The sequence below is a fragment of the Streptomyces sp. NPDC043746 genome, from assembly GCF_056436485.1.
Genome location: NZ_JBWKCM010000004.1, coordinates 246,129 through 262,918, shown reverse-complemented (window position 1 = coordinate 262,918; position 16,790 = coordinate 246,129). Strand labels below are relative to the sequence as shown.

Annotated in this window: 12 protein-coding genes and 1 pseudogene; 9 read left to right on the top strand and 4 right to left on the bottom strand. The window is 70.9% G+C overall.

The window, feature by feature from the left end; genetic code table 11:
• Window positions 1–8 precede the first annotated feature (8 nt).
• Complete coding sequence (locus AC0682_RS06815; RefSeq protein ID WP_478531340.1) at window positions 9–2,180, top strand: 3-hydroxyacyl-CoA dehydrogenase NAD-binding domain-containing protein; 2,172 nt, start codon at window positions 9–11, stop codon at window positions 2,178–2,180.
• Between the two features lie 24 nt (window positions 2,181–2,204).
• Here AC0682_RS06815 and AC0682_RS06810 read toward each other — a convergent pair whose 3' ends face one another.
• Window positions 2,205–2,936, bottom strand: a complete 732-nt coding sequence (locus AC0682_RS06810; protein WP_478531338.1) for a MerR family transcriptional regulator — start codon at window positions 2,934–2,936, stop codon at window positions 2,205–2,207.
• Between the two features lie 302 nt (window positions 2,937–3,238).
• Between AC0682_RS06810 and AC0682_RS06805 the strand changes: the two genes are divergently transcribed.
• Window positions 3,239–4,147, top strand: coding sequence for an aminoglycoside phosphotransferase family protein (locus AC0682_RS06805; protein WP_478531337.1), 909 nt, complete (start codon window positions 3,239–3,241; stop codon window positions 4,145–4,147).
• A gap of 80 nt (window positions 4,148–4,227) precedes the next feature.
• On the opposite strand, the gene AC0682_RS06800 is transcribed toward AC0682_RS06805, so the two are convergent.
• Entirely contained in the window at window positions 4,228–4,857 is a 630-nt protein-coding gene (locus AC0682_RS06800) for a class I SAM-dependent methyltransferase (protein ID WP_478531335.1), read from the bottom strand.
• A gap of 120 nt (window positions 4,858–4,977) precedes the next feature.
• Between AC0682_RS06800 and AC0682_RS06795 the strand changes: the two are divergent.
• Window positions 4,978–5,143 (top strand): annotated as a pseudogene (locus tag AC0682_RS06795) (Appr-1-p processing protein); the annotation flags it as partial.
• Window positions 5,144–5,288: 145 nt separating this feature from the next.
• On the top strand, window positions 5,289–6,155 hold the full coding sequence (locus tag AC0682_RS06790) for an oxygenase MpaB family protein (protein ID WP_478531333.1): 867 nt from the start codon (window positions 5,289–5,291) through the stop codon (window positions 6,153–6,155).
• 50 nt (window positions 6,156–6,205) lie between these two features.
• On the opposite strand, the gene AC0682_RS06785 is transcribed toward AC0682_RS06790, so the two are convergent.
• Window positions 6,206–7,780 carry a M1 family metallopeptidase gene (locus tag AC0682_RS06785; RefSeq protein WP_478531332.1) on the bottom strand — a complete coding sequence of 525 codons (1,575 nt, stop codon included), beginning with the start codon at window positions 7,778–7,780 and terminating at the stop codon, window positions 6,206–6,208.
• Between the two features lie 369 nt (window positions 7,781–8,149).
• On the opposite strand from AC0682_RS06785, the gene AC0682_RS06780 reads away from it, so the two are divergent.
• Window positions 8,150–9,535 (top strand): M14 family metallopeptidase, encoded by a 1,386-nt coding sequence (locus AC0682_RS06780; protein WP_478531330.1) that lies wholly within the window; start codon window positions 8,150–8,152, stop codon window positions 9,533–9,535.
• Window positions 9,536–9,608: 73 nt separating this feature from the next.
• Window positions 9,609–11,354 carry a BCCT family transporter gene (locus tag AC0682_RS06775; protein WP_478531329.1) on the top strand — a complete coding sequence of 582 codons (1,746 nt, stop codon included), beginning with the start codon at window positions 9,609–9,611 and terminating at the stop codon, window positions 11,352–11,354.
• Window positions 11,355–11,440: 86 nt separating this feature from the next.
• Here the strand turns inward: AC0682_RS06775 and AC0682_RS06770 are convergent, their stop codons facing one another.
• Window positions 11,441–12,373 carry an FAD-dependent oxidoreductase gene (locus AC0682_RS06770; RefSeq protein ID WP_478531328.1) on the bottom strand — a complete coding sequence of 311 codons (933 nt, stop codon included), beginning with the start codon at window positions 12,371–12,373 and terminating at the stop codon, window positions 11,441–11,443.
• Window positions 12,374–12,666: 293 nt separating this feature from the next.
• On the opposite strand from AC0682_RS06770, the gene AC0682_RS06765 reads away from it, so the two are divergent.
• The 3 genes from AC0682_RS06765 to AC0682_RS06755 all read left to right on the top strand — a co-directional run bounded on the left by AC0682_RS06765 (window position 12,667) and on the right by AC0682_RS06755 (window position 16,648).
• Window positions 12,667–13,863 carry a glycoside hydrolase family 64 protein gene (locus AC0682_RS06765; RefSeq protein WP_478531326.1) on the top strand — a complete coding sequence of 399 codons (1,197 nt, stop codon included), beginning with the start codon at window positions 12,667–12,669 and terminating at the stop codon, window positions 13,861–13,863.
• Between the two features lie 211 nt (window positions 13,864–14,074).
• Window positions 14,075–14,749 (top strand): lytic polysaccharide monooxygenase auxiliary activity family 9 protein, encoded by a 675-nt coding sequence (locus AC0682_RS06760; RefSeq protein ID WP_478531324.1) that lies wholly within the window; start codon window positions 14,075–14,077, stop codon window positions 14,747–14,749.
• Between the two features lie 261 nt (window positions 14,750–15,010).
• Window positions 15,011–16,648, top strand: a complete 1,638-nt coding sequence (locus AC0682_RS06755; RefSeq protein ID WP_478531322.1) for an ABC-F family ATP-binding cassette domain-containing protein — start codon at window positions 15,011–15,013, stop codon at window positions 16,646–16,648.
• Window positions 16,649–16,790: the final 142 nt, after the last annotated feature.

Here is a 16,790-nt window from a genome sequence, read left to right as displayed (position 1 = left end):
ACACCGACATGACCGAGAGCACCACCATCCGCTGGGAACAGGACGAGACCGGCGTCGTCACCCTCGTCCTCGACGACCCCGACCAGTCCGCGAACACGATGAACCAGGCCTTCAAGGACTCCATCGAGGCCATCGCGGACCGCGCCGAGGCCGAGAAGGACTCCATCCGCGGCATCATCTACACCTCCGCCAAGAAGACCTTCTTCGCGGGCGGCGACCTCAAGGACATGATCAAGGTCGGCCCCGAGGACGCCCAGGCCGCCTTCGATACCGGCACCGCCATCAAGCGCTCGCTGCGCCGCATCGAAACGCTCGGCAAGCCCGTGGTCGCCGCCATCAACGGCGCTGCCCTCGGCGGCGGTTACGAGATCGCCCTCGCCTCCCACCACCGGATCGCGCTCGACGCCCCCGGCTCCCGCATCGGCCTCCCCGAGGTCACCCTCGGCCTGCTCCCGGCGGGCGGCGGCGTCACCCGTACCGTACGCCTCATGGGCATCGCGGACGCCCTGCTCAAGGTGCTCCTCCAGGGCACCCAGTACACCCCGCGGCGGGCCCTGGAGAACGGGCTCGTCCACGAAGTCGCCGCCACCCGCGAAGAGATGATCGAGAAGGCCCGCGCCTTCATCGACGCCAACCCCGAGTCCCAGCAGCCCTGGGACACCAAGGGCTACAGGATCCCCGGCGGCACCCCGTCCAACCCCAAGTTCGCCGCCAACCTCCCCGCGTTCCCGGCCAACTTGAAGAAGCAGCTCGCGGGCGCGCCCATGCCCGCGCCGCGCAACATCCTCGCGGCGGCCGTCGAGGGCTCCCAGGTCGACTTCGAGACCGCCCTGACCATCGAGGCCCGGTACTTCACCGAGCTGGTCACCGGCCAGGTCTCCAAGAACATGATCCAGGCGTTCTTCTTCGACCTCCAGGCCGTCAACTCCGGTGCCAACCGCCCCAAGGGCATCCCCGAGCGCCCGGTCCGCAAGGTCGCCGTGCTCGGCGCCGGGATGATGGGCGCGGGCATCGCCTACTCCTGCGCCAGGGCCGGGATCGAGGTCGTCCTCAAGGACGTCTCCACCGAGGCGGCCGCCAAGGGCAAGGCGTACAGCGAGAAGCTGCTCGCCAAGGCGCTCTCCCGGGGCCGTACGACCGAGGCCGGGCGCGACGAACTGCTGGCCCGGATCACCCCGACCGGCGACGTGGCCGACCTCGCGGGCTGCGACGCCGTGATCGAAGCCGTCTTCGAGGACACCGGCCTCAAGCACAAGGTCTTCCAGGAGATCCAGGACGTCATCGAGCCCGACGCGCTGCTCTGCTCCAACACCTCCACCCTTCCGATCACCCTCCTCGCCGAAGGCGTCTCGCGCCCGGCGGACTTCATCGGCCTGCACTTCTTCTCGCCGGTCGACAAGATGCCGCTCGTCGAGATCATCAAGGGCGAGCGGACCGGCGACGAGGCGCTGGCCCGAGCCTTCGACCTCGTACGGCGCATCAAGAAGACACCGATCGTCGTCAACGACTCGCGGGGCTTCTTCACCTCGCGCGTCATCGGCCAGTTCATCAACGAGGGCGTCGCGATGGTCGGTGAGGGCGTCGAGCCCGCCTCGATCGAGCAGGCCGCCGCCCAGTCCGGCTACCCGGCCAAGGTGCTCTCCCTGATGGACGAGCTGACCCTGACCCTGCCCCGCAAGATCCGCAACGAGGCCAGGCGCGCGGTGGAGGAGGCCGGCGGCACCTGGCCCGGACACCCCTCGGACGACGTCATCGACCGCATGGTCGACGAGTTCGGGCGGCCGGGGCGCAGCGGGGGAGCGGGCTTCTACGACTACGACGAGGACGGCAAGCGCGTCGGCCTCTGGCCCGGACTGCGCGAGCACTTCACGAAGGCCGACGCGGATGTGCCGTTCGAGGACATGAAGGAGCGGATGCTCTTCTCCGAGGCGCTGGACAGCGTCCGCTGCCTGGAGGAGAACGTCCTCATCTCCGTCGCGGACGCCAACATCGGCTCCATCATGGGCATCGGCTTCCCGCCGTGGACCGGCGGTGTCCTCCAGTACATCAACGGGTACGAAGGCGGCCTGCCCGGATTCGTCGCCCGCGCCCGGGAGCTGGCCGACCGCTACGGCGACCGGTTCCTGCCGCCCGCACTCCTCGTGGAGAAGGCGGAGAAGGGCGAAACCTTCCACGACTGAGGCCGTGGTGCGCCGCGTTCACCGTCACTCGGTGGTGAACGCGGCCCGCAGCTCCTCCTTGAGCGACCGCTGAAAGGCCGTCACCAGCGCCTGGAGGACGATCGGCTGCATGTGGGCCGACAGCGACTTCATCGCGGCCACATGCTCCGGGTCGCCCTCTCGCTCCCGATAGGGGTTCCACACCTCGTCCCGGAAGAGCCGGGTCATCTCCTGGGCGGCGGAGCGCGTGTGCTCCAGCAGGACGGTCCGGGCCGCGAGGATCGTCTCGTGGGCGATCGGCACGTCCAGCAGCTCGACCCCGAGCCGCAGCAGCCCGAGATCCACCCGGTACGCCGTGCCGTCCCCCTCGGGCCGGACCAGCACCCCCATGGCCGCCAACCGGTCCACATCCGGCTCGGTGAGCGCCCGCCCGGCCCGCTTCTCCAGCTCGGCCCGGGTCATGTCCTCGGCCGTGTCCGGCGCCCAGGAAGCCACCAGGGCCCGGTGGATCGCCAGATCGTGGGCGCTGAGGTCGGGCGGCAACTGCTCCAGATACCGTTCGATCGCGGCCAGCGTCATCCCCTGGTGCTGAAGCTCCTCGATCAGCGCGAGCCGCGAGAGATGGTCGGGCCCGTAGTGCCCGACCCGGCGCGGCCCGATCACCGGGGGCGGCAGCAGGCCCCGGGTGCTGTAGAACCGCACCGTACGTACGGTGACCCCGGCGCGCGCCGCCAGCTCGTCCACCGTGAGCGTGGGCTCGTCGGTCCCCGTCGCCATCTCTGCTCCCCGCACTCCGGACCCTCGTATCGGACAGTGCCACTGTCTCACCAGTACTGTGAAAGTCTCCGGCACCGAGGCCCCGCCGTCCACCCCGGCCCCTGTGACTGTTCGCGATAGTTGGCGAGCCGACGTCAGGGAGCGATCAACCTACGCAGAGTTACTGTCCGGTCGAGCCGAAGCTGGCAGAGTCTCACTCGGTCTCACCTGGCCTGGCAGATCCTCAAGGGATCGAGGTACGTACAGCGGCCGCCTCGGGAAAATGACTGGCGGCGGCGAAGCCCGGGCGGAAGGCTCTCACCGTGACACTTCATGAGAACGAGATCCGTGTGAATGAGACGGTCGTCCGGTCACTGCTGCGGGAACAGCGACCGGAGTGGGCCGACCTCCCCATCTCGCCGGCCGGTGCGGGCACGGACAACACGATGTACCGGCTCGGCGACCAACTGCTCCTGCGGCTACCGCGCACCCCGGACAACGCGAAGGCCGTACGGAAAGAGCAGACCTGGCTGCCACGGCTGGCGCCAGATCTTCCCTGTCGCATCCCGGAGCCGGTGCACAACGGCACGCCGAGTTCCGCATTCCCGCTCGCCTGGTCGGTGTACCGCTGGATCGATGGCGATGAAGCCGGTCCGGGATCGGTCAGAGACTGGGCCGCCTTCGGAGGTGACCTGGCGACGATCGTGCAGAGCCTGCATTCCATCCCCCTCATGGGAGCCACTCGCCAGGGCGAGCTCAGCTGGTACCGCGGAGGCGGCCTGCACGCTTGTGACCGGTGGATCAGCGGGTGCTTCGACAACTGCCGAACGATCCAGGGCCTCGACCTCGACATCGCGCATCTGCAACACCTGTGGCAGAGCGCGCTCACCCTGCCCGAGCCTTCTGCCCGCCATGTGTGGCTCCACGGAGACCTCAAACCCACCAACCTTCTGGTCCAGCAGGGGAAGCTGCACGCCGTCATCGACTTCGGAGGCCTCTCAGTCGGCTTTCCCGACGCCGAGCACTCGCCTCTGTGGGATTTTCCACCTGGGGCTCGACAGGCGTACTGGGACGCCACAAGCCTCGACGACGTGACATGGCTGCGTGCCCGGGCGTGGGCCATCGCTGTCGGAGTCAGCGGGGTGTCGTACTACTGGGGCACCTATCCCCTTTTCGTCAGCGAATGCTTGTCGCGTCTCCGCGCGATCCTGGAGGCTATCGGCGAGCAGTAGACCAGTCCCGCACGTGGCGCTTCAGACGAACTTCATCCACGCGGATCTACACCACTCCGTCCCAGGCCACGGGGCACGCTCTAGGGGCGGCGGGCCAACAAATGGGCGTCGAGGAAGCCCCGCTCGGAGGCCGGGTCGTGGAGCAACCGAGCAACCGTGACGAGCCCGGCCCCGGCCAGCAACTCGGCAAACCGCTCGGCCGGCCAGCTATAGGCGGGCGTCACTTTGTGATCGAAGCGGACCGGCTCCGGTCCTTCGGTCCCGAAGAACGACACCAGGAGCAGGCCCCCTGGTGCCAGGACACGCACCTGCTCGGCGAGCAGTGCGGGCAGTTCCCCAGGCGGGGTATGGATCATCGAGTAGTGGGCCAGCACTCCGCCGAGCGCGCCGTCCTCGACCGGCAGGGCCTCCATTCGCGCTTCGTCGAACCGCAGCGCCGGATGGGCCCGCCGGGCGTGGTTGACCATGGCCGGGGAGAGGTCGAGCCCGAAGGCGTCCAGCCCCAAGTCGTGCAGCATGGCCGTCAGATGTCCGGGCCCGCACCCGACGTCGGCTGTCCGCAGGTTCCCCGTCCCACGCACGAGCTCGGCGAAGGTGCCGATCATGTTTCGCGCGAACGGCTGTGTCTCCAACCGATTAGCGAACATCGACGCATACAGCTCGACAACCCCGTCGTAGGCCGTCCTGGTCTCGCCCTGGTGTTCCAACACGGGAAGGAAACTAACACCCGTGCCGTTCGCAGCCGTGGCTCGGCCCCATACCCACCCTTCCCCTCGGGACTGATCGTTCCGTCACCTGATCAAGGGGCACCCTCTGTACGGGGGGACGCCACGGCGCTCGGCACGGTGGCCCTACGGGCAGGCGAGCTGGGGGCTCGGTCCAATGCCGCGCATCGGCTGCGGGCTCGCGGGCGGCACCTGGGCCCGGGTCGAGCCGCTCATCGAGCGGCGCCTGATATCCGCCGCCCTGCCGGTGACGGTGTACGACCACGGCTGACCGGGCCGTCGGCCGGGGCCGGGGCGGGGAGGCCGAGGTGGCGGGGTCCGGGCCCCGTCTCACGGGTCTCGCACGGGCGAGGGATCATGGAGGGATGAGGGACGGGCGGCGCACGGCGGGCCCGCCGGAATCACGGGAGCACAGGATGAGCAGCGCGAACGACCTCTTGCCGCCCCCGCCCGGCGGGGTGCTCTGGAGCCTGTCCGGGGACGTCCGGGCCCTGCTGATGCTGCCCGCCGCCCTCACCCTCCAGGTCGCCCACCCGGCCGTCGGCGCGGGTGTCGACGAGCACTCGGTCTTCCGTACCGACCCCTGGGGGCGCGGTGAACGCTCCCTGCGCTCGCTCCAGCTCTGGGTCTACGGCGGCGCCGAGGCCGCCGAGGAGGGGCGCAGACTGCGTCGGCTCCACCGGACCATCCAGGGCACCGACACCCGGGGCCGCGCCTACCACGCGCTGACGCCCGCCAACTACGCGTGGGTGCACGCCACCGGCTTTCCCGTCTACCGGCACGCGGCGCGCTATCTGATCCGGCCGATGACCCCGGCACAGGAGCGGGCCCTGTACGCGGAGTGGCTCCAGGTCGGCCGGATCCTGGGCATCCACGACCGGGACATGCCGCAGACCGTCGAGGAGTTCTGGCCGTACTGGGAGAAGATGCTCGCCGGGGAGATCGAGGCGACGGTCGTGGTGCGCGAACTGGTCGACGTCGACCAGCCGGTGCCCGCACCGGACCGTGGCCCGTGGCCGCTGCGCACCCTGCTGCGGGCCCTGTGGCCGGTGCTGCTGCCGCCGCTCGCCCGCTTCCGGCGGTTCGCCACCATCGGGCTCATGCCGCCGGACGCCCGCGCGGCGATCGGCCTGCCGTGGACGGAGGCCCAGGAGAAGCGGCTGCGGCGGCTGTGCGCGGTGGTACGGGCGGTGGTCCCCGTACTCCCGGAGCGGCTGCGCTATCTGCCGAGGGCACGGGCGGCCCGCGCCGCGCACGCCACCGGGGGCCGCCGGAACGGCTGAACTGCGCCGCTCCGACGACCCCGACACAGTGCGCGCGGCGGATCAGCGGATCAGCGGTGGCCGTGACCCTGATGACCGTCGCCGCCGTGGCTGCCGTGACCTCCGGGACCGTGGTTCCCCCGGTCGTGGATCGTGTTCGTCGCCGCGATCTTCTTCCACGACGCCGGCTGCTCCGGCTTGGCCGCCGCCCGGGACGACAGCGCGTTCTCCGCGATCCCCGCCGAGGCCGCCGCCGGGAGCGCAGGTCGCTGCGGCTGGTACAGCCAGGTGTCGAACAGCGACGCCAGCGGCTTGCCGGAGACCCGCTCCGCGTACCGCAGGAAGTCGCCCACGGTGGCGTTGGAGTGCGCCTTCTCTGTCGGCCACCCCTTGAGCAGGGCGAAGAACGTCTCGTCACCGACCTCGTTGCGCAGCGCCTGGAGCGCCAGTGCGCCCCGGTCGTAGACGGCGATGTCGAACTGCTTGTCCGGACCGGGGTCGCCCGGCTTCACCTTCCAGAACGGGGCGTCGGCCGGGTGCTGGGCGTAGACGTAGTCCGCCAGCTCCTGCGCGGTGCCCTCACCCTCCTTCTCCGACCAGAGCCACTGGCTGTAGCGGGCGAAGCCCTCGTTGATCCAGATGTCCTTCCAGCCGCCCACCGACACGCTGTTGCCGTACCACTGGTGCGCGATCTCGTGGACGACGACGGAGACGTTGGCGCCGTTCGCGAACTGCCGGGGGCTGTAGAAGGGCCGGGTCTGCGTCTCCAGGGCGAAGCCGCTGGTCACGTTGGGCACATAGCCGCCGAGGGCGTTGAACGGGTAGGGGCCGAAGACCTCGGTCAGCCACTCCGCGACCTCGGCGGTCCGCTCGACGCTGGCGCGGGCGGCACCGGCGTTGGGGCCGAGGTCCTTGCTGTAGGCGTTGAGCACCGGCAGGCCGTCGGCGGTCCTGTCCGCCGTGATGTCGAACTTGCCGACCGCGAGCGTCGAGAGGTACGTGGCCTGCGGCTTGTCGGAGCGCCAGTTGAAGCGCGTCCAGCCGAGCTTCGAACTCTGCGACACGAGAACGCCGTTGCTGATCGCCTGCGTGCCGTCCGGAACGGAGACCGAGATGTCGTACGTGGCCTTGTCGAGCGGGTGGTCGTTGCTCGGGTACCACCAGACCGCCGACTCCGGCTCCTGCGCGGCGACGCCGCCGTCCGGGGTGCGTACCCAGGCGGTCCAGCCGTTGATCTTCAGCTCGGAGGGCTTCCCGGCGTACCGGACGACCACCGAGACGTCCTTGCCCACCGTCAGGCGGTCCGCCGGGGTGATCTCCAGCTCTTGGTCACCGCTCTTCGCGAAGGCTGCCTTCCTGCCGTTGACCCGTACCTCGGAGACGGCGAGCCCGAAGTCGAGGTTGAAGCGGGTCAGCTCCTGCGTGGTGGTGGCGAGGATCGTCGCCGTGCCCTCCAGCAGGTCGGTCGCCGGCTGGTACGTCAGCCGCAGGTCGTAGTGGGAGACGTCGTAGCCGCCGTTTCCGCTGGCCGGGTAGTAGGGGTCGCCGATACCCGGGGCACCCAAGGTGCCGGTGGCGGCCGATGCCGGGATCGCCAGCACGAGGGTGGCCGCCAGAGCGCTGGGGACGATGAATCTGCGGTGCACGCATACTCCAAATCGTCGGACGGTCGGCCGGGCGTGGGATGTCGCGGCCCGGCCGGGCGACCGGGCGGGGTTGGTTCCCGCTCGGCCGCCCGGCCGGGCAGGGGGGACCCGACCCGGCCGTGCGACCGGCGGAGTGCGGTTCCGGCCGGTCAGGAAAAAGGCTAAGCATCCCGCGAGGCAGGGCGGTCGATTCCGGGCATCCCTGTCACACGACCGTCATGCCCTCGTCACGGTCGGCAGTGATCGCCCTCTGTCGCACGGGAGTTCACCCGGGTAACCTCCCCTGCACCGACCGACCGGCGTGCCGCGCGGTGTCCACCGCGTGTACTCCGGCCTGACCCCGAGCCGTACTCCGGGAGGCAGCCGCTGATGACCCCTCGCCTCACCCGCGCGCTCCGTATGCTCAGCCCGCACCCGTGGCTCGGACCGGTCACGGGGGCCGCCCGCCCGCCGTCGGGTGCGCGGCGCGACCCGGGGGCCCGGAGGCGTAGCGCGGTGGTGGCCGGGGTACTGGCGGCGCTGGCCGTCCCCTTCGCGATCGCACCGGCCGAGGCCGCGCCCCGCCCGCCGCGCACCGGGTTCGAGACGAGCGACGGGGCTCGCTGGACCGGGCTCGGGGAGGAGCAGGCGTTCCTGGGGGCGGTGGAGCGGGGGAGCGACCGGGTAGCCGTGGACCGGATCGGCACCACGCAGGAGGGCCGCCCCCTCCAGCTCGTACGGATCGGGGAGCCGCGCCCCGCTGCGACCACGGTCCTGCTGATCTGCAGTCAGCACGGCGACGAGCCCGCCGGACGCGAGGCCTGTCTGACCACCCTGCGCGATCTGGCCTTCGCGAAGGACCGTGCCACCCGGGCCTTCCTCTCGCGTACGACGGTGCTGGTCCTGCCCACCGCCAACCCCGACGGCCGCGCCGCAGGCACCCGGGAGAACGCCGAGGGCGTCGACATCAACCGGGACCACATCGCCCTGGCCACGGCGGAGGGGCGCGCCATCGCCGCCGTCGTCCGCGACGAACGGCCGGATGTCATCTACGACTTGCACGAGTACGGGGCCACACCCCCCTACTACGACAAGGACCTCTTCGTCCTCTGGCCCCGCAACCCGAACGTGGCGAGCGGCGTCCACGGCCTCTCGAAGACCCTCGCGGAGCGGTACGTACGACCCGCCGCGACCCGGGCGGGCTACAGCAGCGGCCACTACGGCATCTGGACCGACCCGGCCACCGGCGACCCCGTCAAGCAGACCGCCGGCGACGGGCAGGAACGCATCCTGCGCAACGCCTCCGGTCTCAAGCACGCCGTCGGACTCCTCATCGAGTCACGGATCGACGCGCTGAGCGAGGAGGAGAAGGACGATGGGGCCCTCAACCAGCGCCGCCGGGTCCACTCCCAGCGGACGGCGCTCCGCGGGCTCTTCGACTTCGCCGAGGAGCAGGGCGGCCGCCTCCGCGCGGCGACCGGGCTCTCCCGCCTGGCCGGGTTCGCGGACCGCGGCCCCGTATACCTCGGCGGTGCCGACAACGACCCGGCCCGGCCCGACCAGATCCTCACCGACCCGCCGTGCGGCTACCGGCTGGACGCGGCCCGGTACGCCCGGGTGAAGGAAACTCTTGTCCTGCACGGCGTTCGTACCCGCCAGGACGGGGGCGGCACGTTTGTGCCCCTCCGCCAGTCGGCCAGGCACCTGATTCCGCTCCTTCTCGACCAGCGGGCGACATATCCCCTCACTCACGGTCAAGTCAACACCACCTGTTGATCCTTCGAGGACACGAACAGGTGTAGTACTGCCTGTGAAGCGCGTTTTCCGGACTCGGTGAAAGGTGCCGCCAGTGCCCCAGGACGACCAGTCAGCGGAGGGGCGGGAGGCGTTGCCGGTCACGGCGGACCTTCCTCCCGACCCGGTCAGCACCCGGACCCCGACCACCGACCGCGTGGTGTTCGGCGTCACGGCGGTCCTCACCGTCGCCTTCGTCGTCTGGGGCGCGACCGCCACCTCGTCGCTGGAGACCGCGTCCGGCAAGCTGCTCGAAGGCCTCATCCACAACGGCGGCTGGGCCTTCGTGCTCGCCGCGTCGGGCTTCGTCATCTTCGCCCTGTGGCTGGCGATCAGCCGGTACGGGAAGATCTCCCTCGGCCAGGAGGGCGAGGAGCCGGAGTTCCGGACCATCTCCTGGGTCGCGATGATGTTCAGCGCCGGCATGGGCATCGGGCTGATGTTCTGGGGCGTGAGCGAGCCCCTGGCCCACTACCGCACCCCGCCGCCCGGCACCGACCCCGCCGAAGCGGCCGAGGCCATGCAGGCGGCGATGGCCACCACCCTCTTCCACTGGACGCTGCACCCCTGGGCGATCTACGCGGTGGTCGGCCTCGCCATCGCCTACAGCGCGTACCGGATGCGCAGGCGGCAGACGATCAGCGCGGTCTTCGAGCCGCTGATCGGCACGCGCCGCGCGCGAGGCGGCTTCGGGCGGTTCATCGACATTCTGGCCATCTTCGCGACGCTCTTCGGCTCGGCAGCCTCGCTGGGCCTGGGCGCACTCCAGATCGGCAGCGGGATCCAGGAGCTGGGCTGGCTGGAGAAGGCCGGCACCGGCCTACTCGTCGCCGTCATCGCCGTGCTGACGGTCGGCTTCGTCGCCTCCGCGGTCTCCGGCGTGGCGAAGGGCATCCAGTGGCTTTCCAACATCAACATGGTGCTGGCCCTGCTGCTGGTCGTCTTCGTCTTCGTCGCCGGTCCCACGATCTTCGTGCTCGACCTGGTCCCCACCTCGCTGGGCGCCTACATCAGCGACCTCGGACAGCTCGCAGGCCGCACCGGGGCGACCGGCGGCGGTGACGTGGCCGACTGGCTCAGCGGCTGGACGGTCTTCTACTGGGCCTGGTGGATCTCCTGGACGCCCTTCGTCGGCATGTTCATCGCCCGGATCAGCCGCGGCCGTACGATCCGCCAGTTCGTCGGCGGCGTCATCCTGGTGCCCAGCACCGTCAGCCTGATCTGGTTCGCCGTCTTCGGCGGCTCGGCCATGAAGCTGGACGAGGCGGGCAAGCTCACCGGCGCCGACACCCCCGAGGCGCAGCTCTTCGGCGTCCTCCAGGAGTTCCCGATCGCCACCGCGACGAGCATCCTGGTGATGATCCTCGTCGGCATCTTCTTCGTCTCCGGCGCCGACGCCGCCTCGATCGTCATGGGCACGCTCTCGCAGAAGGGCGTCCTGGAGCCGGGCAGGTGGGTCGTCATCTTCTGGGGTGTCGTCACCGGGGCCGTGGCCGCGATCATGCTGCTCATCGGTGACGGCAAGGAGAACGCGCTGGAGGGGCTCCAGAACCTCACCATCCTGGTCGCCGCCCCCTTCGTCCTCGTGATGATCGGCATGTGCGTGGCCCTGATGCGGGACCTGCGCCGGGACCCGCAGATCGTCCGCCAGGAGTTCGGAGTGGAGGCCGTCGAGTCGGCGGTGATCGAGGGGCACGCCAAGTACGACGGGGACTTCGAGATCCGCATCGGCCCCGGTACGACGGTGACCTCGCACGAGCGCCACAAGGAGGTCCGGATGGAGAAGCGCCCCGAGGGCTGACGCGGGGGGACCCGCCTGGCGGTAGCCGGCGGGGCGGTGGGTGCGGTCCAGGGGCCTGCCCGGCGGCGCCGGGTGCGGGCCGCGGATCAGCCCACCAGGCCGGCCGTCGCCCGCGCGCAGCCCCAGGCCACGGTCACCCCCGCACCGCCGTGCCCGTAGTTGTGCACCAGCAGCCCGCCGCCCGGCAGCGTCCCGGACTCGATCCGCACCCCTCCCTCCCGCACCGGCCGCAGCCCCACCCGGTGCCCCAGCACCCGGGCGCCCGCGATCTCCGGCCGGACCCGCGCACACCGCGCCACGATCTCCCGCCCCACCGCCGCGTCGGGGTCCGGGTGCTCGTCGTCCGCCCGGGCCGTGCCGCCCAGCACCAGTCGGCCCGGCTGCGGGAAGAAGTACGTCGTCGCCTCCGAGGCCGGGTCCGCCTCGGTGAACCACTCCTCGATCCCCGGGTTCTCCACCAGCACCAGCTGCCCCCGCACCGCCCGCATCCCCGGGTCCGGCACCAGCTCACGCGCCCCGAGCCCCGTGCAGTTCACGACCACCGGGCTCCGCTCCGCCGCCTGCGCGAACCCGGTCACCGCCCGCCGCTCCAGCGCACCGCCCGCCGCCGCCAGCCGCCGCTCCAGCCAGGCCAGGTGCACCGGCATGTCCAGCAGCGGCAGCACCGCCCGCAGCCCCTCGGTCACCTCCACGGCGTCCTTGAGCTCCGCCGCCCAGGACCCCAGCGCCGCGAAGCGCTCCCCGCCGTGCAGCCCCGGCACCAGACGTACGCCGGTCTCCTCGGGGGCGGCGGCCAGTTCCTCGTACACCGCGAGCGTCTCCAGCGACCAGGCACCGACCGACTCGGCGGGCTCGATCCGGTACGGCCACCACAGCGCGCCCGCCACCGCCGAGGTCGTCGCCCCGGCCGGATCGCGTGACCAGACCCGCACGCGCAACCCGCGCTCCGCCAGGGTCACGGCGGTGGTGAGGCCGATGACCCCGCCGCCCACCACGATCACATCCGCCTCCGCGGCCACTCCTGTCACTGTGCCGACCGTCCTCTCGGTGCGCGTCCGCCGCGTCCGTGCGTGCCGTCGCTGCACGGACGCTAACGGAAGCCGTGATCCCGGGGCCAGGGCAGGCGGACAGGGCACGATGGCAGGCGCGGGGACCATGACGGGGCGAGTTCGACGAGTTGGGGCACGCTCGTTGACAGGTGTTGGCGTCGGCGGGATTCTGAGAGCGCTCTCATGCTCCAGGTGATGTACCCCCCCGTTCACCCACGGACCCCCCGCTCCACCCACGGTTTCGCCCGATGAGGAGGACGAGCATGCCCGTTCCATGGAGAGGCCTCGCTTCGCTGACCGCCGCCCTGGCCCTGGCCCTGGGGCTGACCACCGGTGTCGCCGAGAAGCCGGCCGAGGCGGCGGTGCCCGCCACCATCCCGCTGACCATCAAGAACGACTCGGGACGCGCGGACCAGATCTACGTGTACAACCTCGGGACTCAGCTCTCCACCGGTCGCCAGGGCTGGGCCGACGCGAACGGTACGTTCCACCCCTGGCCCGCCGGAGGCAACCCGCCCACTCCGGCGCCTGACGCCTCGATCACAGGTCCGCGCAACGGCCAGTCGCTCACGATCCGAATGCCGAAGTTCTCCGGCCGCGTCTACTTCTCGTACGGACAGAAGCTCGTCTTCAAGGTCACCACCGGGGGCCTCGTCCAGCCCGCCGTCCAGAACCCGAGCGACCCGAACAGGAACACCCTGTTCAACTGGACCGAGTACACGCTCAACGACGCGGGCCTGTGGATCAACAGCACCCAGGTCGACATGTTCTCCGCCCCGTACGCCGTGGGGGTCAAGACGCCCGGGGGCTCGGTCAAGAACACCGGACGACTCAAGGCGGGCGGCTACAACGCCGTCCTCGACGGGCTCCGCAACCAGTCCGGCGGCTGGTCCGGCCTCATCCAGACCCGTTCCGACGGAACGGTCCTGCGTGCCCTCTCCCCGGGCCACGGCGTCGGTGCGGGCGCCCTCCCGGCGGGCATCATGAACGACTACATCAACCGGGTCTGGAGCCGCTACAGCGGCTCCGTCCTGACGGTGGCCCCGTTCGCCCACGAGCCGAACACCAAGTACTACGGCCGGGTCTCGGGGAGCGTCATGAACTTCACCAACAGCGCGGGCGCTGTCGTGACCTCGTTCCAGAAGCCGGACTCCGACAGCGTCTTCGGCTGCTACAAGCACCTGGACGCCCCGAACGACCAGGTGCGCGGGCCGATCTCCCGCACCCTGTGCGCGGGCTTCAACCGCTCCACCCTGCTGAACGGCACGAACCACCCCGACAACAACGCGGCGAACTTCTACCGGGACTCCGTGACCAACCACTACTCGCGCCTCATCCACGCGCAGATGGTGGACGGCAAGGCGTACGGCTTCGCCTTCGACGACGTGGGCGCCCACGAATCGCTCGTCCACGACGGCAACCCTCAGGAGGCGTTCATCACGCTCGACCGGTTCAGCTGACCACCTTCCCGCTCGCTGCCCGGTGCGCCCGCGGACGGCTGCGGCGCACCGGGCGGGAGAGGTGGCCGCCCTGGGCGCGGCGGGCGAGAGGGAACCCGACGTCCCGGGGCGAGTTGGCAGCCTGCTTTGTTTACCTCATTGACATTTCCCTCAGAAGTCATACCTTTGGGAGCGCTCCCATGACAGCCTTGCAACGGGAAGGAGTTCCCCCATGCGCAGAAAAAGTCTCTCGACCTGGCGTTCGCGGTCATCCCTCCGTCGGCCCCTCCAGGTGCTCGTCATGCTGTTCGCCCTGGTTGCCGGCGCCCTGACCTGGTCGGCCCCCGCCCAGGCGCACGGCACGATCGTCGACCCCGCCTCCCGCGCGTACCAGTGCTGGAAGACCTGGGGCAGCAATCACACGAGCCCCGCGATGCAGACCGAAGACCCCATGTGCTGGCAGGCCTTCCAGGCCAACTCCGACACCATGTGGAACTGGATGAGCGCGCTCAGGGACGGCCTCGGCGGCCAGTTCCAGGCGCGGACCCCCGACGGGACGCTCTGCAGCAACAACCTCTCCAGGAACGCCAGTCTGGACAGGCCCGGGCGTTGGAAGACGACCGCCGTCGGCGACAACTTCTCGGTCCGCCTGCACGACCAGGCGTCCCACGGCGCCGACTACTTCAAGGTCTACGTGAGCAAGCAGGGCTTCAATCCCCAGACGCAGACCCTGGGCTGGGGCGACCTCGACTTCCTCACGCAGACCGGTCGTTTCGCCCCCGCACAGGACATCACGTTCCCCGTCCGGACCTCCGGCTACACCGGACACCACGTCCTGTTCGTCATCTGGCAGGCCTCGCACCTCGACCAGGCCTACATGTGGTGCAGCGACGTGGATTTCGGCTGAGTCGGAAAGCACCGCACACGGCACCGGCCCCCGCAGGGGGCCGGTGACCCGCCGCCCGGCCGACCGGGCTCCGTCGGGGAAAGGGGGCCCATGTGGTCGCCCTGCCCCGGCGGGGCCTCCCGCGCTCGTGGAGGAGCCCCCGGACCCGGACTCGACGTCCAGCCGGACCGGTGGCCGCGACGGTCACCGTCGCCCCGCGCCGATCAGGGCCGACACCGCCCGACGCGGCCACACGCGCGCGGCCATTAGGATCGCACCCTGATGAATGCCACCCTCGTCGCCAAGGACCTCGCCGCCGGACACGGCGACCGCACGCTCTTCGCCGGACTCGACCTCGTCGTCGCGCCCGGGGACGTGATCGGTCTCGTCGGAGCCAACGGCGCCGGTAAGTCGTCCCTGCTCCGCCTGCTCGCCGGTCTCGACCGCCCCGAGGAGGGCGAGCTGCGGCTCTCCCCGTCCAGCGCCACCGTCGGCCACCTCCCGCAGGAGCCCGAGCGGCGCGAGGACGAGACCGTGGCCGCGTTCCTGGCCCGCCGCACCGGGGTCGCCGACGCCCAGCGGGCCATGGACGAGGCGACGGAGGGCCTGGTCGCCGGGGTGCCGGGCGCGGACGACGCGTACTCCGAGACCCTGGAGAGGTGGCTCGCCCTCGGCGGTGCGGACCTGGAGGAGCGGGCCGCGCAGGTCTCCGCAGAGCTGGGACTCACCGTCAGCCTGGACCTGCCGATGACGGCCCTCTCCGGCGGCCAGGCGGCGCGCGCCGGGCTCGCCTCGCTCCTCCTCTCCCGCTACGACGTCTTCCTGCTGGACGAGCCCACCAACGACCTGGATCTGGACGGTCTGGAGCGCCTGGAGCGCTTCGTCTCGGGGCTGCGGGCCGGGACCGTCGTCGTCAGCCACGACCGCGAGTTCCTGATGCGCACGGTTACCAAGGTGCTCGAACTCGACCTCGCCCAGCAGCAGATCAACCTGTACGGCGGTGGGTACGCGGCCTATCTGGAGGAGCGCGAGACCGCGCGCCGGCACGCCCGCGAGGAGTACGAGGAGTACGCCGACAAGAAGGCCTCCCTCGAAGCTCGCGGCCACATGCAGCGCTCCTGGATGGACAAGGGCGTCAAGAACGCCCGCCGCAAGGCCACCGACGGCGACAAGCTCGGCCGCAACGCCCGCAGCGAGGCGAGCGAGAAGCAGGCGGCGAAGGCCCGGCAGACCCAGCGCATGATCGAGCGCCTCGATGTCGTCGAGGAGCCGCGCAAGGAGTGGGAGCTGCGGCTGGAGATCGCCACCGCCCCGCGCTCCGGCTCGGTCGTGGCGACCCTGCGCGAAGCCCGGGTGGCGCGCGGCGACTTCACCTTCGGTCCCGCCTCCCTCCAGGTCGACTGGGCCGACCGGGTCGCCATCACCGGCGCCAACGGGGCGGGCAAGTCCACCCTGCTCGCCGCCCTCTTGGAGCGGCTGCCGCTCGACTCCGGCCATGCGGCGCTCGGTTCGGGCGTCGTCGTGGGCGAGGTGGACCAGGCCCGGAAGCTCTTCCTCGGCTCCCAGACGCTGCTGGAGGCCTTCTGCGCGGCCGTCCCCGACACCGAACCGGCCGAAGTGCGCACGCTGCTCGCCAAGTTCGGACTCAAGGCCGACCATGTGACGCGCCCGGCCACCAGCCTCTCCCCGGGGGAGCGCACCCGCGCCGCCCTCGCCCTGCTCCAGGGCCGGGGTGTCAACCTCCTGGTGCTCGACGAGCCGACGAACCATCTGGACCTGCCGGCCATCGAGCAGTTGGAATCGGCGCTGGAGAGCTACACCGGCACCCTGCTGCTGGTCACCCACGACCGCCGGATGCTCGAAGCGGTCCGGACCACGCGCCGCATCGAGGTGGTGGACGGCCAGGTCAAGGAAGTCTGAGCGCGCCTACGGCGGCGGGGGGGGGGGGCCGCCCCCCCCGCCCGACCAGACAGGGCCCAACGCCCCCCTGCACCACCCCCCCTTGGGTCTGAGGGTCGACCGGCCCCCCACAACCCGCCCCGCCCCTCCCTTTTTTCCTGAG

Coding starts and splice junctions, on each gene's coding strand:
- AC0682_RS06815 (WP_478531340.1), top strand. CDS start 9: ATGACCGAGAGCACCACCATCCGCTGGGAACAGGACGAGACCGGCGTC.
- AC0682_RS06810 (WP_478531338.1), bottom strand. CDS start 2,936: ATGGCGACGGGGACCGACGAGCCCACGCTCACGGTGGACGAGCTGGCG.
- AC0682_RS06790 (WP_478531333.1), top strand. CDS start 5,289: ATGAGCAGCGCGAACGACCTCTTGCCGCCCCCGCCCGGCGGGGTGCTC.
- AC0682_RS06780 (WP_478531330.1), top strand. CDS start 8,150: ATGACCCCTCGCCTCACCCGCGCGCTCCGTATGCTCAGCCCGCACCCG.
- AC0682_RS06765 (WP_478531326.1), top strand. CDS start 12,667: ATGCCCGTTCCATGGAGAGGCCTCGCTTCGCTGACCGCCGCCCTGGCC.
- AC0682_RS06760 (WP_478531324.1), top strand. CDS start 14,075: ATGCGCAGAAAAAGTCTCTCGACCTGGCGTTCGCGGTCATCCCTCCGT.
- AC0682_RS06755 (WP_478531322.1), top strand. CDS start 15,011: ATGAATGCCACCCTCGTCGCCAAGGACCTCGCCGCCGGACACGGCGAC.